We start from the raw sequence: 26367 nt of genomic DNA, 5'->3' as shown, positions 1-26367 counted from the left end.
CGCTCATACGGGAACCCTCGGGGTGATTGAAACCAGGCCGTTACGGGTCAAGTTGAAACTTTGTTTGAACTCGCCGCGCTTGAGCGTACTGGTGACACTTTTCACGAAATACAGGCCATCGTAGGCGATGCCTGCGCCACGCACGCCAACCAGCTGCCTGGCTTTCAGTGGTCGACCGTAGCGCAGCACATTAATGCTGCCATTGGCGCTGACTGAGTCCTGCGACTTCTTCGCTTCATTGAGCCCTCTTGAAATCGCCTGCATCGGGTTCATCTTAGCCGTGTCCTTCAGTATCTTAAGATTGCTGATCGTTGTGGAAAGCAATCCTAGCGGTGGTTGCAGCGGGTTGATGTTGGGAATCGGGATCGGAATCGGGACGCGCGTAAGTTGGTTCTGGATGAACACGACCGGCAGCACGCCCTTCGTCGGATCGAACGAAAAACTCATGTTTTCAACGTTGGTTAGTGCATCCATATCCACGTTGAGTGCCGGTTGCGGTACGCCTATTTTGATCTCGGGCCCGAAATAGGCGATGTTAGTACCCGCCACCGGCCCAGGCTCGATGTAAAAAATGTAGCCGGCTTCCTCAGCGAGCTGTTCGATGTAATAAAGGTCGGTGCCCCTATGAGCGGGAATCTTGTCCACCGGGATGGGAACATCGGGAAACAGCACCGGAATAATCAGCGGAATCAAGCCGAAGGCCGCGTATTTGGCACAAATCAGCGCCACGCGCGCCTCAATTGGCATTGCAGGGTATGGCAGGCCGCTAAAATCGAGCATGTCCATGACCTTGGTAAGATCCTCCCCGGTAACCGTCACCGTGCCCGGAGCGCCGTTGCTTCCCGCCTGCACCTCTACATTCGTCATCACCCCGTCAAACAGCGGTTGTGGCGTACCGTTGAGGGTGATAATCAGCATGACGCGTAGCGGCGGCGTAGCGGGACCGCTGTTCATCGCACCGGCGATAATGAAAAACGTGTTCAGTTCCGACTTGCTGCTGAATTGGAAGCTCATCTGAAAGCCGCTCGCCGCGCCTGCCGCCGTAGTAACCTGCACGCTATCGAGCGCATTCATCACCATCTGCGGCACCGGCACCGGCACGATGGGGCCGATCATCAGTGTGAGATGTATCCCTTTAGCCAGCATCGATTACTCCCTGAATGCCTTCTGGCAAGGTGATGCGCAGGCGCTTGCCTGCAGTCTCTGTCAATTCTTCCGGGCGTATGGCGCCGTTGGCATCACAGATGCGCCAGTACTGCGACGGATCGCCGATATAGCGCGCGGCAAGATTGTCCAGCCGATCGCCCGCAGTGACCATGTGCTCCTGCAATAGCGAGAAATTCTCCGGCGGCGGTACGAAGCGGCGCTTCAGATACGCGACGACCGTCCCGTCCGGTTGAGTGGACTGCACCGCTGCGATGCCGTGATAGCGGCTTTCTGGCGGAAACAACGGAGTAACCAGAGAATTCGCCTGCATGAAAGCCTGGATTGGGTCTATCATCAAATACCTCCTATTCCCAGCGTGGAGAAAGCGCCCGCTTGGGCTTTAGCCGCAAGCCGTTCCTTGTTTTGCAAATAACTCATGAACAAACTGCCGCCCTTATGACTGAAACCGAGATCGTCCACGTTCAGCACCCTAAAGCCGATACTTACCTTGGCGACGATCGGATTCAAGGATGGGTCGAAGGCTTCCTCGGTCACGCTGAAATCCGTAATTCGCACCGGCACGATGCGATTTTTTCCCCACACAAAAAGGGCCAATGGCGCCTCCATCGGCGCGATCTCCAACGTACCAGACTGTGACATTGCATTGCGGTCAAGCAACTGGCTGCTGGTCGGGTTGACCAGCGATTCCAGCACTGACACTTGCGGCTGAATGCCGTTTTCCACCACAGAGCGATGTTGATCGGGAAATTCAAGTTGATCCGCCGCATCGATGTCCGCCTCCAGCTTGAACGTCTCCACCGCAGGACCCTTGAAGCGCATGGCCTCCGAGCGGTTGCCACCCTCGCCGCCGGCACCCTGTACTTGCAGGGTGCGCGTTAATTTTTCCGGGTTGTACTGCAGCGAAATAATGCGCAGCACCCGGCCCGATTCGGCATCAATCAGTACGATGCCACCTTTGAGAATTTTTGGAGAATTCGAATAGCCGGTCATTTAGGTTTTCCTGGTGTTCTCATTGCTTGATTTAGCACGGTTATTACAGGTTCATTATGATTAAAACTACGGTTCTTATAATTAACAATGGAGACCCATTGATTCAGTTTCCTATTTGGCTGAAATTTCAACTTATTTGTCCATTAATCCCGTTGCTGGCAATTCGCGCTTGTCGAGCACTTTGGCACCTTTATGCCAGCTATGAACTTCCTTGATCCACTCGGGAAGAGTACGGTAAGTGTCTGTACCGGGCAAATGTCCCCAAAACTTTCCGTTACCGGTATATATAAGATTCTCCCCCAACACGCCGATGCCGCCACCTGGTGGGTAATTCGTGTTCTCGATGTAACCGGCTTCGCCGGGCACCCAATCATTAATGTCGCTGCTGGGCTTGTCAATAATGTCCGCACCCTTGCTGCCTCCTTTCATCGTCAGGTCCGTCGCCGCTGCACAGCCGATTGCGTAAAGTTTTGCATTAACATTAAGATCATCCCAAGCCTCTTGGCGATTCACATCGGGCTTCATCTTCCAGGTTCCTTTGCTGACATCCCATTCATAGTATTTAGGATTCATCGACCATCCGGCCAAAGCAGCGAAGTTGTATTTCTTTTGCCCTGCAAAAAAGACAATGCCAATCCGCGCTTTGAGGTGGTTGTTCAGATTGGATGCTGCAACTGAGTCACTGCCGCCTTCGACGTTAAAGATGCGCGGTGAAGCCAGCATGTCGATGAGTATCTCCTGTTCGAAATTCACAGCTCCTCCTTTGGCACGTTCGTAGACGCTGTTACTTTCAGTGTAATGTTGAACCCCCTTTCCAGATAAGAATTTATTAAGCGAGGCTTGGGGATCACTCCTGATCTTGCGCTTGATCTGAGTTGGTGCCCGTTCCATCTGCACCACATGCGTTAATTCATGCGCAAGCAATTTACGCCCCTCGTGCGACCTTGGCGCGAATCCGACTGCCCCAAACACAATGTTGTGTCCCACCGTATAAGCATGGGCATGCACGTCCCGCGCTGATTCCTCAGCAGCTAGGCCGGTATGCACCCTCACCTGCGAAAAATCATGGCCAAAGCGCTGCCCCATGTCTTGCTGTAATACCGTATCAAGCGGGCTACCCGAACCAGCAAGCACACGATCTACGCTAGAAGGAGCGGTGCCTGTCTCTCCCGACGATTGGTCTATAAAGCGTTGGATACTGGGCGCCGCGCCACTGACAGTGGAATGTACTGGCGCTGCCAGTACCTGATCAGCAATCCGATCCGCTTCCTGTTCCAGCGGATCGTTACTAGCGCCTATGCTGAGTTTCTTTTGCAAACGTTTTTTATTGCATTCCCCGCATTCACCACTTAATGACGCCGGCCCACCACACGCGCATTTGCGTTGCAACAGCAATCCCGCGTAAGGCGATTTGCCCACGAGCGGTGACTTGGCAGCAGTGTTCTGTAGTGATGCAACAGTACTCATTACTTCATTTCCTGGTTGGCGAAGTCTTTAATTGATCGTTAGTTATCGGTTAAGGGCATTTGATTTTTTCGCAGGGATTGGTATTCCAGTTAGCATTGCCGGTTTTCTTCCGATGGCAACATAAGTCATCCAGTACCGCGCTGTCGTAGGTCACCGTCACCGTGGTTACCCCTATCCGCGAGTGGTAGTTGAGATCGCGAATCTTGGACTGGGTACCGACATGCACGCATGCATGCGACCCGGTATTCAACAGTCCTTCGTGAATTGCCTGAATACCTTTGAAAAAGATCGCGTAGTTCATACTGCCGGCGCCACTTTTTGAGTAGCGTGCGCCCTTGCCACTTTTTGCGACGGGATCTTTCAGGTTGCCGAGACGGACATTCTCGGAATCCATGTAACCCAACCCCTCCAATCGCTTGACCTCGGAATCCTTCACCCGATCGGTCAAGCCAATGCCGAGCATGGTGGAACCGCCGACGATCGGCAACACGACATCGGACAGAACCTTGCTCGATTTCGTACTGTATTTGGCCGTCAAGGTCCCAGTGGGCATACGGGGTTCCAGTTGCCCGGCAGCTTTCGCGTCTGCCGCATGCCCGGTATCGACTGTGGCCGTGTCAAAAGCAATGGTGATATTGTCGATCCATGGCTGGGTCTTCGGATCCTTGAGGGTTTCGTTGGCTGCGTCGAAAGCGATCGTGTCCTTACCCTTATCGCGATATCTGGAAAGCGTGCGGTTCGTGCCCGTGGCAACGGTGGATGTAGGTTGGGCGGCACCGGTTTGCTGCACCACATGCGTTAACTCATGGGCTATCAAGCGGCGTCCTGCGTGCGACCCTGGTGCAAACTGTCCCGGGCCGAACACGAGGTCATGTCCGACCGTGTAGGCGTGGGCACTGACGTCTTGCGCGGATTGTTGAGCGGCAGCATCTGAATGCACCCGCACTTGTGAAAAATCGTGCCCGAAGCGCTGGCCCATATCCTGCTGTATCGCCGCATCCAGTGGCCTACCGGAACCAGAAAGCACGCGGTCTACGCTGGCTGGCGTAGTATCCAATCCTTCGGTCGCTTGCCCCGCGTAGCGCTGGATGCGCGGTGTTGCGCTGCTGACTGTGGAATGTGCGGGTGCTGCCAATACCTGATCCGCAACTCGATCTGCTTCCTGTTCCAGTGGATCATTGCTTGCGCCTATGCTGAACTTGCGCTGCAATTTCTTTTTGCTACATTCCGTGCACTCACCACTTAATGACGAGGACGCCGAGTTGCCGCACGTACACTTGCGCTGCAATAACAATTCCGCATGAGATGACTTGTCCCCGAGGGGAGACTTGGCAGCAGTGTTCTGTAGTAGTGCAGCGGTACTCATTACTTCATTTCCTGGGTGTCGATGTACTTATTTGATGGCTTTTCTTCCGCCTGGCTAACATAAGCTCTCCCTCGTTCCAATTATGATTGTTCGCTATCAATCGAGTCTAACCACCATGGATTATGATGCACAGTAAGTCATTGTTATGTAGATAATCTGTGCAAACATTTATCATTCTAGACCAGGCTGTGTCCTCTGTAATTTTTACTCAAAGCCGTCGCTCCAGCCAAATCGTGAACCGTTCGGTCATTTCCATGCTGGCCGCTACCACCCTGTTCAACAACGCAAAGGCGTCGACCGTTGCGGGTGGTCCCGTCTGGACCGGCGGTTTGCCTCCCGCACAGTTGCCGATGCTGGCCACGTTGCCTTGAAGTACCTCTTTCATTTGTTTGGCCAGTGACAAAATAGCGAGTTCCTTAACCGAGGCATTTATATTCCGCTGGAAGCCGAGCCGGTTTTGCATTTTTCTGCCTTTGACGTTTGCTCCATAAAAGTTCGCGAAAATCTCGAAGCGCGTGGCCCGTCCCTGTCCGCCGGGGGTATTTTTCAGGCGATAGTATTGCATCAGAACTTCGGAAACCGGGATATTCAATTGCAGCGGAACGGGCGCGTTGGGTGTCGAATTCAGCGCGGCCCACACAGCATAGGCGTCAATGTCGCCTTCGAGATCGGCGTCTGCAGCCAGGTCTTTGAAAAAATCGTCGTATGAGGCCGAGAATTTCCCGAAATCGACGCAGATCGTGTAATTGGTAGCCGCCGAGGCGACGTCGCCGGCCCAAGTCGCCAGAGCGTGATTGAGGACGTTGGTTTGCACGTATATCGGTCCGGCCGCATGGAGCAAAGGGTTTTGCGGGTTCATCATGGCGTCGAGGCCGGTGAGCAAATGGCTGATGTCGATGCCCATACTGGAAACGTTGTCGAATTTTATGTCCTTGCTGTCCTGTAGGGCACTTAAGAGTTTGGCGCCGAGTTTGGGCGTCGGATCGTTACCGGGTGCCCACGGCTGGCTGGTAATGATGTCGTCCCAGGTCTTACTGCGATTGCGCGCCGTGCTCCACGCGGCGTTCCCGAAATACAATTGCCGAAGTACGGACAGGGTCTTCGGCGCGTCGGCGGCCTTGGTCAAGCCCAGGCGTTTTTCCAGGCAGCTGACCAGGAATATGAACTGATCGATATTGGTCGCTTTGGGCAAGCCCTCGCAGGAATCGCCCCAGGCGCGAAGCAACCCGACTACGACCATGCGGTTACGGGCCCGATTTTCTGCAGTACCGTTTGGAAATAGATACGTCAGACTGCCTGCCCAGCCTTTAAGGGCTCCAACTTTGGCTCGAGCTTCGGCGGGCATCGCTTTTACTACGGCATCCGCCCGGCGATCGCGCAAATTCTGGTTGTTTTGTTCGGTGCCGATGCAGTCGGAAAACCCAAGCACGGCGACATGGGTGTTCGGGTCGCCGAGGATCATGGAGATCATGCGGCGCCAGTCGTCGCTTTGGGTCATGGTGGGCGGCACGCTGTCCTGATCGATGCCGAAATCCTGCACACTCAACCATTCTTTCGCCGCGTCGAAACTCGTGTCGACGGTCAGTACGCCATTCGGCGATTGGGACTTGGTCACCTCGCCACTGTCCCGCTTGGCCGGGCAAACCGGCGTCCGTTGAATCGTTGGCTGCGCGATCGCTCCCTGAATATTAGGAATAACGGAGGACAGACCACGTTTATTTTTGCTTTGGCAAACATTCATTCCTGCCGCGCCTGTTTGCTGCACCACATGCGTCAACTCATGGGCAATCAGTTTGCGTCCCTCGTGCGACTCTGGCGCGAACCCACCTGCACCAAACACAATGTTGTGACCCACCGTGTAAGCATGAGCGTTAATATCTTGTGCCGATTGCTTAGCTGCAGAGCCGGTATGCACCCGCACCTGCGAAAAATCATGACCAAAGCGCTGCCCCATGTATTGCTGTATTGACGGATCAAGCGGGCTGCCGGAACCAGTTAGCACGCGGTTTACGCTGGCGGGTGCAGTGCCCGCATCTTCTGTCCCTTGCCCAGTGAAGCGCTGGATGCGTGGCACCGCTCCGCTCACTGCGGAATAAGCGGATGCTGCCAATACTTGATCCGCGACCCGGTCTGCTTCCTGTTCCAGCAGATCGTTGCTGGCGCCTATGGAGAGCTTGGCTTGCAAACGTGGCTTACCCTCGTATTCGCTGGTCGGTGACGAATTTGGCACGCCCAAAGCATATTTGCTCTGCAACAACCGCTCCGCGTTAGGGGAATTGCCCAAAAGCAGTGACTTATCGGTCCTGTACTCTTGCGTCGCGAAAGTGCTCATATCTTCATTCCCTTCCCGATACCCTGCGCCACTTGCGATCCGACGCGCTGGGGTTTTGAATTCTGGTCGATCGATATGCTGCCGAGCCGTAGCCGCGACACATCGCCATTCACCGTCAACTGCTGGGCGGCCTGTGGATCAGCGAACAGACGAGATAATTCTTGCTGCAGGCCCTCAGCGATACCATGCCGGTCTTCGTGCCGGAAGCCTTTCAAGATCAAGCTGTCAATGTGCAAGACGACGCGTTTCATACCCACCCCCGCGTTTCTGCGTCGGTCAAAGGACGCTCGCGCTTTGATCCCTCGCCGTGGGCGGCTTGCAGCAGATGCACCATGCCGACAGCTTCGCCTGAATCAGCGGCCAAAAATGCGGCATTAAGAGCGATGTTACGGATGTTTCCGCCTGCCACCTGAAGCTGCGCCAGCTTACGGTAGTCCAGGCCTTGAGTCGGCGTGGCGTCGGGAAATACACTGCGCCAGATGCCCTCGCGTTGTTCGGTATCGGGGAATGTGAATTGCACAACGAAACGCAAACGCCGCTGAAACGCTGTATCCAGAGATGTCTTCAGGTTAGTAGTCAAAACGGCAAGGCCGGTGTAAGCCTCCATCCGTTGCAGCAAATAACTCACTTCGATGTTGGCATAGCGGTCATGACTGTCTTTCACTTCGCTGCGCTTGCCAAACAAAGCATCAGCCTCGTCGAATAGCAGGATAACGCCGCTGTCCTCGGCAGCGTCGAAAACCTTGCGCAAATTTTTTTCTGTCTCGCCGATGTATTTGCTGACCACTGAGGATAGGTCTATACGGTAAAGATCGAGGTGCAGCTCGTTGGCCAGCACTTCGGCGGTCATGGTTTTGCCAGTCCCGCTTTCGCCCGCGAATAGTGTGCTGAGGCCCATGCCGCGAGCACTCTTGCCGGCAAAGCCCCATTCGTCGCAGACCTTAAGCCGGTTACGCACGTGGCTGACGATTTGGCTCAGGATCACTTTCTGATGTTCCGGCAGGATCAGATCCTCCCAGCGGGAAACGGGCTCAACACGCTGCGCCAAGTCATCCAGCTGCCGTCGCCCCAAAGTACGGCAGGCTCGCCACAGCAATTCGTCCGGCTTATCGCTCGCACTGATAGCGCTACTAATCTCGGCACCGGTACTCAGAATCGTTTGTGCGCTCAATCTGTATTGCGACGCGACTCCCTCCAGCGAACCATTGAGCTTCTGCGCCGCCGAACCCAATGCCTGTTGCCATAAACGCTTCTGATCCGTGGCGCCCGGTTTGTTTACGGTAAAGCGCAGGGTATTGCGTTGCAGTTCTAACGGATTATGGCTGGAGATAAACAGCAATCCATTTAAATTTTCGGCAAGCCAAGTGACTGCGGCTGCATTTGCCTGATCACGACATTCGATCAACAAGGCGCTGGACAGTAGCGCCGATTCCCGCTGCCACAGCACGGCGAAAGCATTACGTTCATGAACACCCGCTGGTATATCTTCCGCATGCAGGATATGAAGTTGCATCCCGAAGAGTTCGGCTGCGACACCGGCCGCAATATCCGTCTGACCGTCGCGGTCATCCCCTAGTAGTTGGAGCACTGGGATAGGTGCATTGCGCTCATGCAATGCCTCCAATATAGCTTGTGCAGTTTCGCTTTGGACATCCGCCATCGTTGCTGCTACGCCGCTATTTTGCAGCAGCGGTTCCAAGCGGGTATCGAGGTAATTTATGCCAGCCAGAAAGTGCAGCACCCGTTCGTCTATGCGTAGACGCGCATTCGCCAGGCTGGTTTCTTCAGTAACCTCAATCAGGCGCCACCGGCGCAGAGGGCGTATCGAACTGAGCGCACTCCAATGCGGCTCCTCCAGCGTCGCCAGCGCCAAACTGAATGTCGCATAGGATCGCTGGGGATTGCTTTGCGCAGTAGCGCACAGCAAGGAAAAATTTGAATCCATTTCCACGCCTGCACAAAGCAGGAGGATGTCTCGTTCGAAAGGACTCAAACCGAAGCATTCCACCAAGCGATCTATGGCTGACTGTGCCGATAATGCAGCGCGAATTTCAGCTGCTGTAGCCATTGCCGATCCCTGATCTTCACCACCCAAGCGCGCCTTGATGCGAGCAAGTTCAGCCCCCATCAGGCGTTGATTTGCATCAGTCCATTCGTGGCGTGGGTCGGAGGCACTCATGGTACAGTTAACACTTGTGTGTTATCGAATTGCGGCGGCGCAGTAAGCCGGATCACCAATAAACTGTCAGCGCCATCGATGCGCAAGCGTAACAGGTGGTTCCCCGCGGGCAATTGCGCATACTTGAATTGAAGGCTGGCTGTCGGGACGGTAAATTTCTCCGGCCACGCCTCATATCCTCCTGCGTTGAGGCTTATTCGTTGAGCGGGTCGAGCTTGCGGCGTAAAGGCAAGATTGATGGTCACACCGGTAGAATCGCGTGTGGCAGTGGAAGTCGCTACGTCGATACGCGGTGCCAGAAACAGCGCAAGCAAATTTGTACTACGTGTTTCGGTCTCGCCGGGACGTTGTAAAAGTGCATTTACTTCCCAGATACCCGCAGACCAGTCGATATTGTCCTGAGCTGTATTGGGCAAGGTCACTGAAAAACTCTCTTCGTTTGCATTTGTACCGAAAGAGATATCAATCGGTGTCGTCAGGCTAGGATGCGCGAAACGCACGACAAGATTTGTTCCGTTGAGGTTGTATCCTGTCAGTTTGATTGCCTCGCCGAGGCGCGCGGCTATCTGCTTGTTGGGCAATTCTATGCCAGCGAGCATCGGATAAGGGGGGGTCAGGCCAGCCACAGCAGTGATGCCACTTTCATACCACGTATCTACATTAAGCGGTTCGGGCTTTACCACCGGCCCCCGCGTAAGCACTGGCAGGGCAGATCGGACCGATTGGGTCGATTCTATTAACACCACACTGGCCATGTAGGCTGCGGTTGGACGCAAATGGCTTTGGGTGGCGGTCCAGAGCTTGGATATTTCTTCGGTATTGAGATATTCCGGCGTGATTTTGATCAGTTCGATCTGGCTTTCCAGTCCAGAATCCGCCAACGCTTTCAGCGCCGGCGGAAGTGCCGTACCGCCTATCGGAGGCGATGGATCGAGCGCCTTCCGAATAGCTTTACGGCTGAGTATAGGCATTTCATGCAGAAGTTGCATGGCATAACCGAGCAGAATCTCGCCGTGCAGATCTTCGCTGCCGTGAGCAGAAAGCAGATAGTGCAGGTTGAGGGCGAGCGGCGCGTTGGAGAGTCGCTGGCTACCGGAGGCATCGTGCGAAGGAAGCCCTTCGTTGCGCCAGCCGCTATTGGGCGTAACGTGGTACATGAACAGATTGAGCTGGGAGGACTCAGTGCCACCATTTGCCGGTATCACCCGATCAGGCGGGCCGACGCTTACTGAAACGGAATAACCAAGACTATCTACTGCTTTTTGATCGATCAGCCCGTTATTAAGCAAATCGCGCAACACTGCGGTCACCCCGGCAATAGCGAGAGCGCTGCTCATGCTCCTCTCCCTCGGCGAGCAAGATATTCATCGAGCGACAACGGCTTGGCTGGCGTCGGACCCTGGCGTTTTGGCGGCGGCGACTCATGTACGGCAGTGACTTCGATGCGGCCTATGCTCACATGCACTTCTGTGATTTGATCGACCTGACCCTGCCGGCCAGTACCGCTGTGTTCGCCCTGTTTCGCTGCCACACTCGACGCTGCCGCACTCGCATTCAAAGCCGAGGGACGTGCAGCATTCTTCAACGGCAAAAGTGGCGAAGGATAATTGCTATCCGGGAGAGTTGTGGAATTATTCCCCGGGATACGCATTTCAATTCCATCAACCAAAACTGGAGGTTCGCCCGCAACCGTTTTTTCTAAATTTGATTGTCGCATCGCTTTCGCCGATGAGGATCGGCCGCGGAGACGGTCCGGCTTTGTGTAAAGTCCTGTGTCCGATTGGACAACGAACTCTTCAGGTGATGACCCAGGTGACGACGGTGTAACTTCATTGTCGCGAGGCTGTATGCTGACTTCCCTATAGATATTGACCTGCTCTTCTTGAGAGGACTCGGGATCCCATTCAGCACCACTATTGCCCCTATGTTGTCGCCCATTACCAGCAGTATTCAACGTAGGATCTTGCCTGTCCGGCACCACCCTATTTGCAGGCGAAAGAGGTGCTGCATAAGGGGTGCGTACCGCGGAACGCAGGGTATTTGCGCTACCCATGGCCTGCGCGGCGAGTCGATTCAGGAAGCTACTCATACGCCCACCATGTCGAGATAAGCTGCACGCCGTTGCGGGGAGAGCGCAAATATTTCTGGTTCAGTCCAACCATATGCCTGGGCAAGGCTATGCACTTCGGCAAGCAAGGCCCGGGCACGCACATCAATTTCATCCCACAACAACGTGCCAATATTAAATTCAACCAACCAACTGTGGCCACAGTCCTCGCAGCTAAGGGACAGGTTGATGCCAGCTGCAGGATCAAGCTCCTCCATGGCTGCTTCGGCCTCGGCAAGCAGGTTTGCAAAACCTGCGTCAATATTCTCTGGATGTTCAAGACAACATTGTTCCAGCAGCTTCACTGCCGCCGCCTTGAGATCCCGCTCCCCGGTAACCGCCGCGAGATCACGGCTGCATGGTACGCGAAAGCGAAGACTGGAAACCTCGAACTCGGCCGGTGTATCGTCGAACTCGGTGGATGAATCGTCCTCGTTGATTCCCGCGAGTAGCTGCCCGGTATCGAGAGCAATTTCCATACGTGAGCCGCAATGCTCGCAATCAATGCAGGCAATGATGCGCGGTCCGAAGCAAGTTTCGCGCAGGCGTAATAGCGCCCTGTTGATTGTGCCCAGCGGCAGGTCCGGGAAACTGGAAGACGGTAAATCCGGTCGGGTCCAAGCGTAAAGCAACAGTGCTCGGTCAATCGGATGCCGCGCAAGGCCGCGCTCCCACAGCGCGAGGATCTCCACTTCGCCAGGAACTTGCATGTGCATCAGGCTGGTTCCGTGAAGCTGGGTTCGCTGGGTTCGGTTACATCATAATCGCGTTCCCAGCCCTCGTTTTCCAGCTTGAGGTGCTGGATGGCCACCGCGTTGGCATTGGCGTCGAGATCAGGCAAGGCCTGGTATTCTGACACCCAGCAACGATATACCTTGTAAGCGAGCGCAAGCTGGCCTGCCTCGTTATAGACCTCGATGATGAGGTCCTTGCGGAAATCCTTAAGCGAGACCTCGGCACCCAAACCGGAGCCGTAGTTCCAAACCTTGTTGGCCCACTTTTCGAACTCGGTGTCATGGGTGACGCCGCGATCCAGCGTAATTGCCTCGAATTTGGTGCGACCGGGCGACTTGCGCGAAGTTGATGGATCGCCACCCTCCCGGTGTTCAACCAATTCGGTGCTGCGCTTGATTGCGCCAACCTTGGAGATGCCCGCGACATAACGGCCATCCCATTTGACGCGGAATTTGAAATTTTTGTAAGGATCGAAACGCTGTGCATTGACGGTGAATGTTGCCATGGATGTCTCCTAATTATCAGGGTCAGACTTGAATTTGGCCAGCGATCTGCTGGAGCTTGATCACCACGAATTCGGCGGGTTTGAGGGGCGCAAAGCCCACCACGATATTGACGATGCCCAGATCAATGTCATTTTGGGTGGTGGTTTCCTTATCGCATTTGACGAAATAGGCCTCGCGCGGACTGCGGCCCTGGAAGGCGCCTTGGCGGAACAAATTCTGCATGAAGGCGCCGAGATTGAGGCGTATCTGCGCCCACAACGGTTCGTCGTTCGGCTCGAACACCACCCATTGCGAACCTCGGAACAGGCTTTCCTCGAGGAACAGCGCCGTGCGGCGCACTGGAAGGTATTTCCATTCCGAGGCAAGTTGGTCCGCGCCGCGCAGCGTGCGTGCGCCCCACACCACCCGGCCGGTGACCGGGAATGCGCGCAGGCAGTTGACTGCAAGTGGATTGAGTTGACCATTTTCGCCATCGGTTAGCTTCACCGTGAGCTCAGCCACGCCGCTAAGCGTGGCATCGTTACCGGCAGGAGCTTTCCACACGCCACGCTGGCCGTCGGTGCGCGCCATGACTCCAGCCACCGCGCCACAGGGGGCAAAGTCAGCCAAGCGATTTTCCTGTAAAGGGTCGGGCAGGCGAAGAAAGGGGAAATACAGTGCTGCATTTGCGCTGCGGGCCAGGCCCCAACCCACGCTGTCCAGGCCGCTGGCGCCAGTAAGATCGGAGGGCTCGTCCCACGCCATAAGTGGGTCGACGATAAACATGGCGCGTCGCGCGAGGCAATAGGCAGCGGCGGCGCTGCGGGTTTGAGAATTCACGTCGCCGCCCGGCTCACGCGTCAGCGGCGGAACACAGAGCAGGTTGAACAGGTCTGCCTTCTGCAGTGCCCAGATGCCTTGTTTCGCCGCTTCTAACCCGAGTCCGGAGGAGATTTGATCGTCGGTGATGGCCAAACCGTCGTTTCCTGTTGTTGCGGTGAAAGCTGTAGATGTGGGGGGAGTGTTGGCCAGTAGAGGATCGGCACCGGGGGACGGATTGCCGTGAGCAGTGGGACGCAGCACAGGCACCGTGCCGGGTGGTGTGACGATCCGCACAAGGTTGGACTCCTGTTCGAGTACCCGTGTGACAAAGCGCGCATTATTGGGATCGGTCGAGAGGTTAAGGAAGCGCTCGGTCGCACCGGTAGCGGTGTCGCGCACCGAGAGATTGAACAGGGTATTAGTCAGATCGGGGGGAAGAGAAGGATGATCGATGCGCACCCGCAACTTCTCGCCCCACTTACCGGGATTGGAAGCAACCAGATTGAAACCTACCGCCAAGGTGAGCGTGGCGGTGGCCGCGCCATTGTGAACGCGCACGATGAGGGCATCAGTGCCGCCATTCTGAAAGAACTGTTGTAGCGCGTAGCTCAGCGTGCTATCGCGCCACAGCCCGCCGAAGCGGCGCTCAAACTCGGCGAAGCTTTGCACGCGCACCGGATCATTTGCCGGGCCGCGCAGGGTACGCCCGATGAAAGCGGTGATGGAGGTAGCCACACCGGTAACGGTGCGCACGCCACTGGACACCTCTTCAATATAGACGCCAGGGTAGGATAAGGTGACCGGCATGTTGCTCCTCCTTTAAATAAAGTATGGTTATGTTTACGGTACGGATTTACGGTGTAGCGTCGCGGCCAAGTAGGATCTCGATGGTCGCGTCGGTGGCTGTGTTATTAGTGAATGAAAGATTCGCCGCGCCCCCAAGTAAGCTTACTGCGCCCGCGCCGATCAACACTTGCGGGCCATCCAGTGCAACCGCATTGCCACCGACCTCATAGCTGAGGTCAACGTCGGGTACGGCGGGATTGATGATGAGGAGCGAGACAGTCCCACTGGGCGCCAGATTAACCTGCTGGGTCGCCCCAGCGGCGATCGTCACCGCGATCTTGTCGTAGGCTTCGAGCTTCAGCGTGCCTGCCCCCGAGACTGATGGGCCATTGAGTGCCTGTACTACAAAGTTCCAATCAATTTTTTCTGCCATGTGAACCTCCCTAAAGGTTTGGAATTGCTCATAAATTGGCTAACTTCTGGTCTTGGGCTGATCACCCACCCCGTTACCAATCGAGAATTGTTGCGTAGATAAGTAGTTCGTCATTCGAACCGAATCCAACGTCGATAAACGTAAAATACATTTGTCTCATTGCGAACTCTGTGCGGCAGCCCACATAAGATATGAGGCCATGCTTGTCACCATCCGCAGCAGAACAAAGCGAACTTTTCGTATCATTACCGAAGACCGCATAAGCTATCGCATCAAGTACCAGTGGGAAGTGTTTCCTTTTCCAGCGTAGTCTATTAAATTTCAGGAAAATCGTTTCGACTGATCAAGTAGATATAAAAAAAACAGAAATACATATTGCAGACAATCGAGAATGGCATACCTTCTGACGACACCTTCCATAACCGATCTCAGCAATTCATGGCGGTGCGAGGCGTTATTCATCGACCTGTGAAGTGCGCCGCGATACTTTCCTGCCCTTTGTGGAATACCTCAAGACAAGTCAGGTAGATGTATTCGGCAAGGTGCTGGGACAAAAACTGCTGGCCAAGGGTTGGCTATTGCAAAAAGGGATATGAATATTCTGGTGGATGGAATCTTGGTGGATAAGACTGCTACCACCAAGGTCAGCAATGCGGCTGTAGCGGATACGATGCAGAAAATAAAAAAGGCGACCTGAATAATCAAGTTACCAGTTTTATGCCCAACCTGTATGCCAGAAGAGGTAAAGCCGGCACTGGCATGAATTATTTCATTGCCTTGGCCATCGGCTTTCAGGCGAATAAATTGCGATGGCGAGGGATACCTTCTGGCCTGTCACGCTTCCGCATAGAACTAGGGCTTATCCGTACGCTGTACATTTATAGATTTGGCAACTAAGGGGAATTGGCTGGGGTTGCGAATAGATTCCACAGCCAGATCAACATCAAGCATAGGCCAATAAAGATGATTGGGGGTTGGCCATTCAACGGTAGTAATCTGCTCCAGAGTAGCCTGCTTGAACCACGGAAACTCTATATAGGATACAAAAAGTTCCTCGTCCTTCAACAGCAACCAAAATCCCTTGTTTGACGCCAAAAAAACTTCGACTTTAGAAATAGCTACGCCAAGCATGAATGATCTCCTCATAATGATCCTGCACCAACAACGATGCTTCATTGATCTGCTTTTTTGAAAGCCCTTGATTCATGGCTAACTCAACCTGGGGTTCCAACCAGAACTTGGCTTCACCGTCTGTATGTGTAACATGAATATGCATACGAGGCTCTTCGCGTGAAAAGAAGAAAAATCGAAATGCGCCTTGACGAAATACTGTGGGAGCCATGTGCAAATCTTAGCAGCTTTAGCACTGGAAAGTCTTGCAAGCCTAGCGTGAAGCTAAAAAGCTGCGCGCTTTTACGCAGTCCCGCTTGAGGTAGGGTTAGGTCTTTGCACCCCGGATCTGCGCCTTAAGTTCCGCCACACTCGGCATTGGTGTTCTTCGATGAATCATCCTATGGCAATTTGAGCAAACGATAGCCAGATCATCAAGCTTGGTAACCCTCTTGCCATCAAGCGAGGCAAGGGGGATTTTGTGATGAACCTCACAATAGCCTTCACCCAGCTTTCCGTAAAAAACGGAGAAATCAAACCCGCAAGCCTCACACACCAGCTGACCATATAGGGCAATGGTCTGTTCTTTTTTTGCGTCTGTGACTGCTCTATTTCTTTCTCTACGCAGATGAGAAACGTAAGTTGTCATGCCCTCTAATGCTTCGACATCCAGAATATCCAAGTCGAGCGGAAAGTTAATCTCGTCAGTGGACGTAAGGTGCTCAACGTCAGGGCTTTTCGCCAATGAGTTCAAATAGTCGATAGCAGTTGAATCTTTTATTTCGCTGATGCCAAGGCTAAAGTTGCTTTGAGACTTGAGAAAACCAGCTAACCAAGGCAGATGATTTAATTCAATGGGCGGATCGAAGTCATGTCCGACAGTGCCCGCGATGATGTAATCAAAAGCCGCTTCATTGGCGTCAATGACTTCATCCGGCATATAAACCGCGCAAAGTGTATAGATCGTATTGCGTGCCTTCGACCGAGAGCCATTTATAACCCACACCATCGAACCAACTGTTCGTTCCAAGAATGTGAGAGTCTTTCGGCTGAAAAACGCATACTCGCCAATAGGCTCATATTCATAACCCATCTTTTCAGCATTGTGATACGCAACAAAATGTCGCACGGGCGCTCCTGTAAAGACCTAACTTAAAAATAGGGGGGCTGTGCGAGCTTTTATTCGCGCAGCCCTCTTGACTGCCGGGTTAGCGTAGTAATCGGCCCCGTGCCGCAAATCGCGCCGAAGAAACACGTCGCTCTCCGAATGTGGCAAAGTGGAATGAGGTGCCACGGAAGACCGGAATAGCAATGGTGCATATTGCCCGAGGGTTAGCGTGGTCATGGGTGACGTCATCGACATTGGTGAATTGGCTTGGCGTTGTTGGGACGCTTGGCCGATATCCCGTTTAAGAGAGTGAGCTTGACGACGTACCCGATGTGGCACCACATTCCAAAACGAATGATGGAGATAATCATGGTGCAACGCAAGCAAAAAATCAGTATCAAACCCGGCAAATCCAGAGAGCCTTTAACGATCACCCATCCCCATGCGGCTGGAGTCGATATCGGTAGTTCGTCCCATTACGTATCTGTGCCGCCGGACAGGGACGACGAGCCTGTCCGGGAGTTTTCGAGCTTTACGGTTGACCTCAACGCCTTGGCCGACTGGCTCGACGCTTGCGGGGTGGACACGGTCGCGATGGAATCCACGGGCGTGTACTGGATCCCTTTGTTCGAGCTTCTGGAATCGCGCGGCTTCAAAGTGTTTCTGGTCAATGCGCGCCACGTCAAAAATGTCTCGGGCCGCAAGTCTGACGTGCTGGACTGCCAATGGTTGCAGCAACTCATGACCTACGGTTTGCTTCGCGGCGCATTTCGTCCTACCGAAGCCGTGTGCGTATTGCGCTCTCTATGGCGCCAGCGCGGGATGCTTTTGAGAAGCCAGGGCACGCATGTGCAGCGCATGCAAAAGGCGCTCACGCAGATGAACATCCAGCTCACCAACGTCATCTCGGACGTGGTCGGCGAGACGGGGCAAAAGATTCTGCGCGCCATTGTCGCTGGCGAGCGCGACGGTCAAGTGCTGGCCGCAATGAAGAATGTGCGCATTCGCGCTACCGCTGACGAAATCGCAAAAAGCCTGCAAGGCAACTGGCGCGCAGAGCATCTGTTTGCGCTCAAGCAAGCGCTGGATATGTTCGATTTCATCGGCACACAGCTAGCCGAGTGCGACCGTGAGATCGAGGGGCAATTGCAAAGCCTGCAAGTTCATGACGGCGAACCAGCGAAGGGAAAGAAGCGTGGTCGCGCCCGCAACGCGCCGAAGTTTGATCTGCGCACGCAATTGTTCAGGATGTGCGGAGTTGATCTTACGCGCATCGACGGCATCGACGTCACCACCGCGCTTGCGGTGATCTCCGAGACCGGGGCGGACATGTCGCGCTTCCCCACGGCAGGGCACTTCGCGAGTTGGCTGGGGCTATGCCCCGGCACCAAGATTACCGGAGGCAAAGTGATGAGCGGCAAGACCAAGCGCGTAGCCAACCGGGCGGCCCAAGCCTTGAGATTGGCCGCAGCAGCATTGCGCAGCAGCCAGTCGGCGCTGGGCGCATATTTCCGCAGGATGTGCGGGCGCATGGACAAACCTAAAGCCGTAACCGCCGCCGCGCACAAGTTGGCACGCCTGATTTACACCATGCTTACCAAGGGAGAAGAATATACCGACCAAGGGCAGGACTACTACGAAGAACGCTATCGCGAAAGAGTGTTGCGGCAACTAGCCCAGCGCGCTGAAAAAATGGGGATGAAACTCGTCGTCAATGAACAGCCCGCTTAACTCTACTTTTTAAAATCAGTTGGTTGGGAGGTGTTTCTTAAGAGTCTGCAAAGCATGGTGGCTCATACACTTAACGATAGTGCGTTCCTCTTTCCGAGCACAACTTCGACGAGAGCACCAAGATTCGAGATGGCCTTTCCCTTCTCGACCAGTAAAGTCAAAAATACACCACGCGACCATTCAGTCGGCATGATCTTACTGTAGCTTTCGAGGAGTTCCTGCTTCTCGCGTTCCCGGTGGTATTCGTATGCGTTTAGCCATGTAAAAAGCATCTTTTCTGAATTCACTATGCAGTTGTTTGACTGTATGGAAATCATCTTTTGCATCTCCTTGCCCTCGTAAACTTCAAGGAGCCATCCCATGAATGGATGAATTGGAGCATCTTTCAATCTTCGCTTGAGAACTGCACGAACCTTTTGGAAACAGGCTGGCTCTTCTTGGAGGATCAGCGGGCGCAATCGATGAAGAAAAGCGAGTACGTCGTCGACGGGAGGGGCTTTAGCCCGCCATTGCGGGTTACTTCCTTGGTTCCAAGCGAAGTTCAATTGAACTCCTTCCCCTTTTATTAGGAACTGGGTGGAATGCAGATCAGCAACATGACTCAAGTAGTCATTCAGTTGACGCCATTCACCATCTGTAAATTCCGCGAAATGCTCAGAGGCTTCACCGGAAATGTTATCTATGAGGCGTATTCCTGCTTTATGCAATTCGGTCACCATGATGCCCAACGTATAGCGTTTATCTGCCACCCTCCCCAAACCAGTTAATCCTTATCGCGGCGGATAAACCTCGTTGGACTGAACCATAGGAAAACAGAATCGATAGGGATTGTAAGGTTTTGAAGTTTGGCGTCAACACAATGTCATGAGAGGGCGAGGCAATGGATAAAAAAACGGATCCTAGAGAGCATTTGGGGCTTGCATCGACACCAAAAAGCACACGAAGCACGGGGTCAGTTCTCACACGAAGCACGGGGTCAGTTCTCACACGAAGCACGGGGTCAGTTCTAACATTACAACATTTCTTTTCGGTCTTCTTCAAACTTCCGCACTGCGCGACTTATCGTCATGGGAGTGTACCCCGAAATGGCCCCCGATCTCTGCCATCGTATAAGCCCCGGATAGGTAAGCCTGAGCTATCACCTGATCTCTATCCGGGTGACGCATCCGGTACTCATCCAGCGACAAAGCGACCGATCTTCGATGGGCCTTTGAAACTTCCCGTAGCTCTTCTGGATTTTTTGTCTGCCAGTGCGTTCTACGAAAGCATTGTCACCCAGCAACAGTTGATGGCGAGTTTCCAGCATGGGACTAGGTAAACCCCTGTCCGTCATCACGAACTGGCGATAGCCACTGAGCGCTTTGCTCCGCTGTAAACCAAACTGACCAAGCAACCAGTCCGCATTCAGCCACGAAGGGGGTGCCTCCTGCCCCGTGATAAAAGGGTAACTGCTCCAGCGCCAGTCCTCAAACGATTCCACCATGTTGCTACCGCAGAAGCAATCAACGATCTATCAGGTTATAGGCCGGGGGCTATGGATGTATCGCCTGAGGTGTTAAAGTTTTGGATGATCAGCTTAACTGGCGGGGCAGGCCATGCGGCAATGGACGTGATTAACCTGCCCTCAAAAACCGGAGATGGCGTGTTCCCGCATATTCGAGATTTGCCTATAGCACGAAGATTCCTTCGCGAAGCTGGCGTTTCAGATACCCGTGCAACCTTTTGGAATAAGCGCTGGAAGCAAAGACGGCCCACCCGATTTGCTTCTCTTACCGGACGCTCACCCGGCAATAGACAGATTACGCATTCATGATTTTTAGTCCACTCGGTGCGGCAACGCACAGAATGCGATTGCTGCGTTGATTATGCTTCTATCTCGCGTAAGCGAAACGAGGTCTATTTAGACACTCGCCTGAAGGAAGCGGGATGTCAATTCTCCGCTTTCCCGATCCTTAACACCGACTGGAGGTAATCAATCATGAACTACTTGAAACCTGTGCTCATCGTAGCAACTTTGGCGCTGGCTCTTACCGCTTGCGATTCGCCGCGAGAAGAACGCCGCGAACAAGTGCTGGAAAACAAGGCGGATTTAGCGGAAAAGAAGGCGGATATCGTACGCAATGCCGGGGAGGCCAAAGCCGACCGGATTGAAAGGCAAGACCCGGGGATAGACAGCCGTGCTACCGACCGCGCGGCCGAAGCCGCACGTGATACATCCGAATCTCGTGCCGACAGGTTGGAGGACAAGTCCGATCGCATTCGGGAAGCGAAATAGCGATTGATCCGGTCGGCGGTCTGAATGAAGGAATCTACACGTTAACAGGGGAAAGAAATGCCAAACTATGCAAACTACGATGTGGTATCGGACGGTATAACCCTTATCGATGCTGCTCAGGATCCTGATAAGGATTTCCCGTTGGGATTCGACCCATCCATCAACGTTGGAATTCGGTCAGTTCTCTCGTACATGGTGGATCCGGGTTCGCCGGGTGTCACCTTCAAGATGTCCATCGTCAATTTTGATATTCCCGACAGCGCTCAGCAAATCACAACGCCAGTCGTCGCATCGACCCAACTCCCATCTCTGAGCCCGCATGTTCGCCAAGAAATCATCGACGCTAACGTGTTCAAAAAAATCGGCAACACCCTGCGAGTTCAGGTCACTGCCGGGAGAGCAAATTTCTCGGACATTGTCATCATGTACAAAAGCAGCAGCGCTTTGTAAACCCTTCTAAGGCGCCTGGCTTGTGGCGGTGTCAAACACAGCAAATCGCCAGCGTTGATAGGTCAAAAAAGCCACCTGTGCATCGCGGGGTTCAGTGCATCGCGGGGTCAGTCAGTGCATCGCGGGGTCAGTTCTAACATTCCAACATTTCGTTGGAACGAATCGAGTTGTCAGGCCGCGAGTTGGAAACGCGGCAGCCACTGGGTACGGTGGCTGAACAGCAGCACATTGGAGTTGTAGCTTAGTAGCGTTACTGCTTTACCCAATTCCTCATCGTCTTGGCTATCTTCGACAATGACAATCCGCTGACCGTCTTCCGCACCTGCGGATTTGAGATCGAACATCTTGCCCGAAGCTTTGTACACATTACCCCAGCCAACCCGCTTATCACCATATGCCACGGGCTGGATAAACTGGCGGCCTGCCGCAGAATCGTCAATGGCAAAAGGAAATTCAATCTGATGACCGGAAACGCCACTGACTGTGACATTGCGTTGCAATTTCTTACCCACCACGGCTTCCAGTTCCTGTCCTACGGAAGCAATAAATTTCTGTTCGCGACTCCTTGGCTTCCAGCTTTCTTCCACGCCTTGACCAAGTCACGCCTTTTCATTTATGCAACCATCAGCTCTTCGACCTTGCGAACATATGGCACATGCCCCGATTCCAGATCATTCAGTAAGTCCTTCAGATTTTCGGCAAGCTCTTCCTTGTGCATTCCCTGAGTTTGGTAGTCTGGATATTCATTCAGGAAGCCGATAAAGAACTCGCCGTCCTGCCAAAATGTAAATTTAACTGTTCGCATAATCAATCTCCTTATGGCGGCAATATTAAGCGCTTTTTCGTTAAAAGCAAGGGCGGGTTGTAATGCTGTCTTATTGAGCAAACCACCGGTATCAACAGGAAGAACTAAGGGTCAGCTTCAGCCTCGCATTTGTTTTAGTGCCATTAATTCCCGGTGATTGATATGCCATCATGCAATCGCTTTGCTTGATGCGCCGATTGGCTTGGTAGAAGCTTGAGCGATGTGATCGAGCAAGATGGGTGGACGGTGGGGGAAGCGAGCGACTAGATCAAGCTCGCCGCCTATTGCCTGGATATATGGCATAGAGTGAAGAGCAACAAGTCGCTGCGGCGTTCAATGCGCGAAATGGTGTCCTGTCCTATCACCGCCACCAGCAGGATTGCGGCTCCGCAGCTTGATCTGCCACAAGTGGCAACATCGAGGATCAAGCCAATGCCTGGTTGTCGGTAAGGCATTGGATACTCGACAGCACGTCGTGAAGTTTATCCTCAGCCTGCCATAGATCGTATTTCGATTGCATGTCCACCCACAACTGAGCGCCATTACCTAGCAATGCACCCAAACGGAGCGCCATTTCCGGGGAGATGCCGCTACGCTCTGCCAGTATCGCATGCAGGGTTTGGCGCGAGACTCCAAGATTGCGAGCAAAGGCGCTTACAGACATTCCCAAGTCTGGCAGAACGTCTTCGCGCAAGATCGCGCCGGGGTGAGTCGGTTTACGTTTCCGCATAATGCCTCCTAGTGATAGTTTTCCAAATTGATCCGTAGCGCATTCTCGCCTTCCCATTCGAATGTAATAAACCACGGCCTATTTACATGCACGCTGTATCGCTTGGGCGTGCCCTGCAAGAGATGGAAGTCGAAGCCCGGAAGATTCAACACGTCCGGTGTTTTGGCGGTGTTGATGGCATCCAGTCGCCGCAATGCGCGCCCCACCAAGGCTTGCTGCACCTTAGCGCTCTTGCCTTTTTCGAAAAGCTCTTCCAGTCCCTTGTGCATGAACGATTCAATCATGACACAAACTGTAAAGTATTACTTTACACAAACAAAGCACGATATTATTAATCTACATAATTCATGACGGTTGCATTTACCACAATTGTCATATATTCCGGCAAAGGCCAGAATTCATACAATTGTCAATGCATTCCATGCATAACCAGCAACTTGGTGGGCCAACTCACCAGAATTGGACCCGCTACATCATTAGTTCAGATGTATCCGAATGCGCCATGAAAAATCCCCCTTTGTTTCAACACAAAGGGGGATTCCGGAAAACAAATATTATTGTATATATTGATTAAAAATATCTGTACTACCTCATGACTACTTACTCACATCATAATTATCATAATTTTTTACCCTCAATATCCATTGAGGGTCATATAAACAAATCAGCTCGCTAGTACTTTCTGCGCTGCAGCTACTGCCACACCATGCTGAACCGGTGCCTTCATCCTGCCTAATACGTCATCCAGCGCACCGAGGCATACCAAAATATTGCTCTGATTGCTGGCGTAACCCATCAAGCCTATGCGCCACACTTTGCCTGCCATTACGCCCAGGCCCGCACCAATTTCCAGTTGGTAATCGTTTAGCAGAGTGGAACGTACAGCGCCATCATCCACACCATCTGGAATGGTAAGGGCATTCAGTTGCGGCAGACGTTCAGATTCTGGTACCACAAACTTCAATCCCATTGCTTCCAGGCCGGCGCGCAGGGCAAGGTGGTTTTTCGTGTGGCGAGCCCATGAATTTTCCAAACCTTCTTCCTGCAATATCACCAATGCTTCGTGCAAGCCATATAGCGCGTTGATCGGCGCGGTATGGTGGTAGGCACGTTTAGTTGAACCGCCCCAATAACTCATAACCAGATTCAAATCCAGGAACCAGCTTTGCACTTTGCTCTTGCGATTCTTGATTTTCTCCAGCGCGAGCGTACTGAAACTGACCGGTGAAAGTCCAGGGGTGCAGGAGAGACATTTTTGCGTGCCGGAATAAATAGCGTCTATTTCCCATTCATCGACCTTGAGTGGCGAACCGGCAAGTGAAGTGACTGCGTCCACGATGACCAGACAACCATGTTTGTGAGCAAGCGCCGACAAGGTTTTAGCATCAGACTGAGCGCCTGTGGAAGTTTCTGCGTGCACAAACGCAACGATCTTGGTATCAGGATTAGCCTTGAGTGCATCCTCTACTTTTTGTGGATCAACTGCGCGTCCCCAATCGTCCTGCACCATCACTGCAATACCGCCGCAGCGCTCAACGTTTTCCTTCATACGTCCGCCGAACACGCCGTTCTGACATACGATAACTTTGTCACCGGGTTCGACCAGGTTGACGAAACACGTTTCCATTCCGGCCGAGCCTGGGGCGGAAACGGGCATAGTCAATTCATTTTTAGTCTGGAAAGCGTACTTCAACAACTCTTTCATTTCGTCCATCATGGTTACGAACACTGGATCAAGATGGCCAATGGTGGGGCGCGACAAGGCCTCCAGTACACGTGAGCTGACATCCGAAGGGCCTGGACCCATCAAAATGCGTTGCGGGGGATGGAACGATTTTATTGCCATGCTTTTTCTCCTTGCGGGTTGCGATTCATTAATTGCGGCATTTTAACTTTTTTCACTGCTTTCAGGGCGCCTCTAAAAATTCAATTTCTAAACAAGACAAGGCACGAGTAAAAAAATTTAAGCCCGGCATATATTATTGATATGTAAGCGATAATTTTTTCGAGTAACGCCGTATTGTGACGAAAATTGGATTTTTAGAGGTGCTCTTCAGTCTCCCCTTGTAGGGGAAATGGCTGCAATAGCTCAATCCAGTGTTTCACCGGCAAGCGGGCTGCACTTTCCAAATGCAGCTGGCAGCCGATGTTTGCGGTGGCGATGACCTCAGCCGCGCCACGTTGCAGCGCACTCAGTTTATTTTCGAGCAGCTGTTGCGATAGCGCGGGTTGCATCAGGGTATAAGTGCCCGCGGCACCACAGCACAGGTGGCTGTCAGCAACTGGAGTCAGCGTGTATCCGCAGTTTTGCAGGATAGTTTCAACAACACCAGGCAGTTTTTGCCCGTGCTGCAAGGTGCAAGACGATTGATAAGCGACGCGCACACCTTTGCCTACATCGGCCAATGCACTCAAATCTTCGCGGCCCAGAATCTCGCTCAAATCGCGTGTAAGTTCGCTGATACGTGCCGCCTTCGCGGCATAGTTTGGATCGTGTTTCAGCGTTATGCCGTATTCTTTTACCATTAAGCCACAGCCACTGGAGCTCATCACAATAGCCTCTGCGCCTTGCTCAATATATGGCCACCAAGCATCAATATTGCGGCGCATCATGTCATGTGCCCCATCAATATCAGCCAAGTGTTGGTTCAGAGCACCACAGCATCCGGCCTTGGAGGCGCTGATTAAAGAAATGCCCAGCTTATCCAGCACGTATGCAGCAGCCGTGTTGATATTTGGCGCACTCAACGATTGCACACAGCCTTCCAATATCAGCATGCTGCGTGGATGAGTGGCTTGCGGACGAACTGACTGTGCCGATCGTTGGGCTGGGATTTTACGTTGCAAAGAGAGTGGTAGTAATGGGCGCACTACGCGGCTAATGCCTAGCACGAAAGCAAAACGCTTGGGATACGGCAGCACTGCCAACAGACTGCGTCGCACAATTTTTTGCCACAGTGGACGCGGCGCGCGTTCTTCAATTACCTGCCGCCCGATGTCAATCAAACGGCCATACTGCACCCCGGATGGACAGGTTGTTTCGCAGGCGCGGCAAGTCAGGCAGCGATCCAGATGCAATTGTGTCTTTTCGCTGGATTGATTGCCTTCCAGCATTTCCTTGATCAAATAAATACGCCCACGCGGCCCATCCAGTTCATTACCGAGCAATTGATAGGTGGGGCAAGTAGCGTTGCAAAATCCGCAGTGCACGCAAGAACGCAGGATCGCATTGGCTTCGGCGATCTCGGGATTAACAAGGAGTTCAGGAGAAATGGCGGTTTGCATAATG

General features: G+C 53.3%; 31 protein-coding genes. 5 read left to right on the top strand and 26 right to left on the bottom strand.

All coding sequences use genetic code 11. The features are described from left to right. Positions 1-3 precede the first annotated feature (3 nt). The 14 genes from MKZ32_RS02900 to MKZ32_RS02835 form a co-directional block, all read right to left on the bottom strand. Complete coding sequence (locus MKZ32_RS02900; protein ID WP_239795894.1) at positions 4-1146, bottom strand: hypothetical protein; 1143 nt, start codon at positions 1144-1146, stop codon at positions 4-6. Continuing rightward, on the bottom strand, positions 1136-1501 hold the full coding sequence (locus MKZ32_RS02895; protein WP_239795893.1) for a LysM domain-containing protein: 366 nt from the start codon (positions 1499-1501) through the stop codon (positions 1136-1138). Before MKZ32_RS02895 ends, MKZ32_RS02900 begins: the two co-directional genes overlap by 11 nt. Then, positions 1501-2157, bottom strand: a complete 657-nt coding sequence (locus MKZ32_RS02890) for a CIS tube protein (protein ID WP_239795892.1) — start codon at positions 2155-2157, stop codon at positions 1501-1503. The genes MKZ32_RS02895 and MKZ32_RS02890 overlap by 1 nt, the downstream gene beginning before the upstream one ends. A gap of 132 nt (positions 2158-2289) precedes the next feature. Further along, positions 2290-3624 (bottom strand): eCIS core domain-containing protein, encoded by a 1335-nt coding sequence (locus tag MKZ32_RS02885; protein ID WP_239795891.1) that lies wholly within the window; start codon positions 3622-3624, stop codon positions 2290-2292. A 49-nt stretch (positions 3625-3673) separates the two neighbouring features. Next, positions 3674-4990 carry an eCIS core domain-containing protein gene (locus tag MKZ32_RS02880; RefSeq protein ID WP_239795890.1) on the bottom strand — a complete coding sequence of 439 codons (1317 nt, stop codon included), beginning with the start codon at positions 4988-4990 and terminating at the stop codon, positions 3674-3676. A gap of 208 nt (positions 4991-5198) precedes the next feature. After that, complete coding sequence (locus tag MKZ32_RS02875; RefSeq protein ID WP_239795889.1) at positions 5199-7322, bottom strand: eCIS core domain-containing protein; 2124 nt, start codon at positions 7320-7322, stop codon at positions 5199-5201. Beyond that, the gene (locus MKZ32_RS02870) at positions 7319-7573 is read right to left on the bottom strand and encodes a hypothetical protein (RefSeq protein ID WP_239795888.1); all 255 of its coding nucleotides are present in this window, start codon (positions 7571-7573) and stop codon (positions 7319-7321) included. Before MKZ32_RS02870 ends, MKZ32_RS02875 begins: the two co-directional genes overlap by 4 nt. Further along, positions 7570-9501, bottom strand: a complete 1932-nt coding sequence (locus MKZ32_RS02865; RefSeq protein ID WP_239795887.1) for an ATP-binding protein — start codon at positions 9499-9501, stop codon at positions 7570-7572. The genes MKZ32_RS02870 and MKZ32_RS02865 overlap by 4 nt, the downstream gene beginning before the upstream one ends. Then, positions 9498-10838: a Pvc16 family protein gene (locus tag MKZ32_RS02860; protein WP_239795886.1), complete on the bottom strand. Its 1341-nt coding sequence runs from the start codon at positions 10836-10838 to the stop codon at positions 9498-9500. The genes MKZ32_RS02865 and MKZ32_RS02860 overlap by 4 nt, the downstream gene beginning before the upstream one ends. After that, positions 10835-11590, bottom strand: a complete 756-nt coding sequence (locus MKZ32_RS02855; RefSeq protein ID WP_239795885.1) for a hypothetical protein — start codon at positions 11588-11590, stop codon at positions 10835-10837. The genes MKZ32_RS02860 and MKZ32_RS02855 overlap by 4 nt, the downstream gene beginning before the upstream one ends. Next, a complete protein-coding gene (locus tag MKZ32_RS02850; RefSeq protein ID WP_239795884.1) occupies positions 11587-12324 on the bottom strand; it encodes a hypothetical protein in 738 nt (245 codons plus the stop codon). The genes MKZ32_RS02855 and MKZ32_RS02850 overlap by 4 nt, the downstream gene beginning before the upstream one ends. Then, positions 12324-12848 (bottom strand): phage tail protein, encoded by a 525-nt coding sequence (locus MKZ32_RS02845; protein WP_173053303.1) that lies wholly within the window; start codon positions 12846-12848, stop codon positions 12324-12326. The genes MKZ32_RS02850 and MKZ32_RS02845 overlap by 1 nt, the downstream gene beginning before the upstream one ends. A 22-nt stretch (positions 12849-12870) precedes the next feature. Continuing rightward, positions 12871-14457: a phage tail sheath family protein gene (locus MKZ32_RS02840; protein ID WP_239795883.1), complete on the bottom strand. Its 1587-nt coding sequence runs from the start codon at positions 14455-14457 to the stop codon at positions 12871-12873. A 46-nt stretch (positions 14458-14503) separates the two neighbouring features. Further along, positions 14504-14869 carry a hypothetical protein gene (locus tag MKZ32_RS02835; protein ID WP_239795882.1) on the bottom strand — a complete coding sequence of 122 codons (366 nt, stop codon included), beginning with the start codon at positions 14867-14869 and terminating at the stop codon, positions 14504-14506. Positions 14870-15342: 473 nt separating this feature from the next. Here MKZ32_RS02835 and MKZ32_RS15370 point away from each other — a divergent pair, with 473 nt between their 5' ends. Further along, the gene (locus MKZ32_RS15370) at positions 15343-15465 is read left to right on the top strand and encodes a hypothetical protein (RefSeq protein ID WP_275584243.1); all 123 of its coding nucleotides are present in this window, start codon (positions 15343-15345) and stop codon (positions 15463-15465) included. Positions 15466-15721: 256 nt separating this feature from the next. On the opposite strand, the gene MKZ32_RS02830 is transcribed toward MKZ32_RS15370, so the two are convergent. The 3 genes from MKZ32_RS02830 to MKZ32_RS02820 form a co-directional block, all read right to left on the bottom strand. Next, positions 15722-16000 carry a DUF2442 domain-containing protein gene (locus MKZ32_RS02830; protein ID WP_239795881.1) on the bottom strand — a complete coding sequence of 93 codons (279 nt, stop codon included), beginning with the start codon at positions 15998-16000 and terminating at the stop codon, positions 15722-15724. After that, positions 15978-16211, bottom strand: a complete 234-nt coding sequence (locus MKZ32_RS02825; protein ID WP_239795880.1) for a DUF4160 domain-containing protein — start codon at positions 16209-16211, stop codon at positions 15978-15980. The genes MKZ32_RS02830 and MKZ32_RS02825 overlap by 23 nt, the downstream gene beginning before the upstream one ends. A gap of 96 nt (positions 16212-16307) precedes the next feature. Next, on the bottom strand, positions 16308-17108 hold the full coding sequence (locus MKZ32_RS02820) for an HNH endonuclease (protein ID WP_239795879.1): 801 nt from the start codon (positions 17106-17108) through the stop codon (positions 16308-16310). A 348-nt stretch (positions 17109-17456) separates the two neighbouring features. Here MKZ32_RS02820 and MKZ32_RS02815 point away from each other — a divergent pair, with 348 nt between their 5' ends. Beyond that, a complete protein-coding gene (locus tag MKZ32_RS02815) occupies positions 17457-18818 on the top strand; it encodes an IS110 family RNA-guided transposase (RefSeq protein WP_239795878.1) in 1362 nt (453 codons plus the stop codon). Between the two features lie 62 nt (positions 18819-18880). Here MKZ32_RS02815 and MKZ32_RS02810 read toward each other — a convergent pair whose 3' ends face one another. Together MKZ32_RS02810 and MKZ32_RS02805 are read right to left on the bottom strand one after the other, a co-directional pair. Next, positions 18881-19567: a hypothetical protein gene (locus MKZ32_RS02810; protein WP_239795877.1), complete on the bottom strand. Its 687-nt coding sequence runs from the start codon at positions 19565-19567 to the stop codon at positions 18881-18883. 389 nt (positions 19568-19956) lie between these two features. After that, positions 19957-20301 (bottom strand): hypothetical protein, encoded by a 345-nt coding sequence (locus MKZ32_RS02805; protein WP_239795876.1) that lies wholly within the window; start codon positions 20299-20301, stop codon positions 19957-19959. 84 nt (positions 20302-20385) lie between these two features. Between MKZ32_RS02805 and MKZ32_RS15820 the strand changes: the two genes are divergently transcribed. The 3 genes from MKZ32_RS15820 to MKZ32_RS02790 all read left to right on the top strand — a co-directional run bounded on the left by MKZ32_RS15820 (position 20386) and on the right by MKZ32_RS02790 (position 21543). Then, on the top strand, positions 20386-20631 hold the full coding sequence (locus MKZ32_RS15820) for a hypothetical protein (RefSeq protein ID WP_478210032.1): 246 nt from the start codon (positions 20386-20388) through the stop codon (positions 20629-20631). Between the two features lie 165 nt (positions 20632-20796). After that, positions 20797-21093 (top strand): hypothetical protein, encoded by a 297-nt coding sequence (locus MKZ32_RS02795; protein ID WP_239795874.1) that lies wholly within the window; start codon positions 20797-20799, stop codon positions 21091-21093. Between the two features lie 57 nt (positions 21094-21150). Beyond that, entirely contained in the window at positions 21151-21543 is a 393-nt protein-coding gene (locus MKZ32_RS02790; RefSeq protein ID WP_239795873.1) for a hypothetical protein, read from the top strand. 170 nt (positions 21544-21713) lie between these two features. On the opposite strand, the gene MKZ32_RS02785 is transcribed toward MKZ32_RS02790, so the two are convergent. The 7 genes from MKZ32_RS02785 to glcF form a co-directional block, all read right to left on the bottom strand. Continuing rightward, a complete protein-coding gene (locus MKZ32_RS02785) occupies positions 21714-22130 on the bottom strand; it encodes a hypothetical protein (RefSeq protein WP_239795872.1) in 417 nt (138 codons plus the stop codon). Between the two features lie 26 nt (positions 22131-22156). Next, entirely contained in the window at positions 22157-22348 is a 192-nt protein-coding gene (locus tag MKZ32_RS02780; RefSeq protein WP_239795871.1) for a hypothetical protein, read from the bottom strand. A 168-nt stretch (positions 22349-22516) separates the two neighbouring features. Next, positions 22517-22651 carry a hypothetical protein gene (locus MKZ32_RS15365; RefSeq protein WP_275584242.1) on the bottom strand — a complete coding sequence of 45 codons (135 nt, stop codon included), beginning with the start codon at positions 22649-22651 and terminating at the stop codon, positions 22517-22519. Positions 22652-22772: 121 nt separating this feature from the next. Further along, positions 22773-23078 (bottom strand): HigA family addiction module antitoxin, encoded by a 306-nt coding sequence (locus tag MKZ32_RS02775; protein WP_239795870.1) that lies wholly within the window; start codon positions 23076-23078, stop codon positions 22773-22775. Positions 23079-23086: 8 nt separating this feature from the next. Then, positions 23087-23362, bottom strand: a complete 276-nt coding sequence (locus MKZ32_RS02770; protein ID WP_239795869.1) for a type II toxin-antitoxin system RelE/ParE family toxin — start codon at positions 23360-23362, stop codon at positions 23087-23089. A gap of 380 nt (positions 23363-23742) precedes the next feature. Then, positions 23743-24924 carry a pyridoxal-phosphate-dependent aminotransferase family protein gene (locus MKZ32_RS02765; protein ID WP_239795868.1) on the bottom strand — a complete coding sequence of 394 codons (1182 nt, stop codon included), beginning with the start codon at positions 24922-24924 and terminating at the stop codon, positions 23743-23745. A 194-nt stretch (positions 24925-25118) separates the two neighbouring features. Then, positions 25119-26363, bottom strand: coding sequence for a glycolate oxidase subunit GlcF (gene glcF, locus MKZ32_RS02760; protein WP_239795867.1), 1245 nt, complete (start codon positions 26361-26363; stop codon positions 25119-25121). Positions 26364-26367 lie beyond the last annotated feature (4 nt).

The sequence above is a fragment of the Candidatus Nitrotoga arctica genome (assembly GCF_918378365.1).
Taxonomy (GTDB): Bacteria; Pseudomonadota; Gammaproteobacteria; order Burkholderiales; family Gallionellaceae; genus Nitrotoga; species Nitrotoga arctica.
Note: the sequence above shows the minus strand (reverse complement) of the source record. Positions and strands in the feature narration are given on the sequence as shown.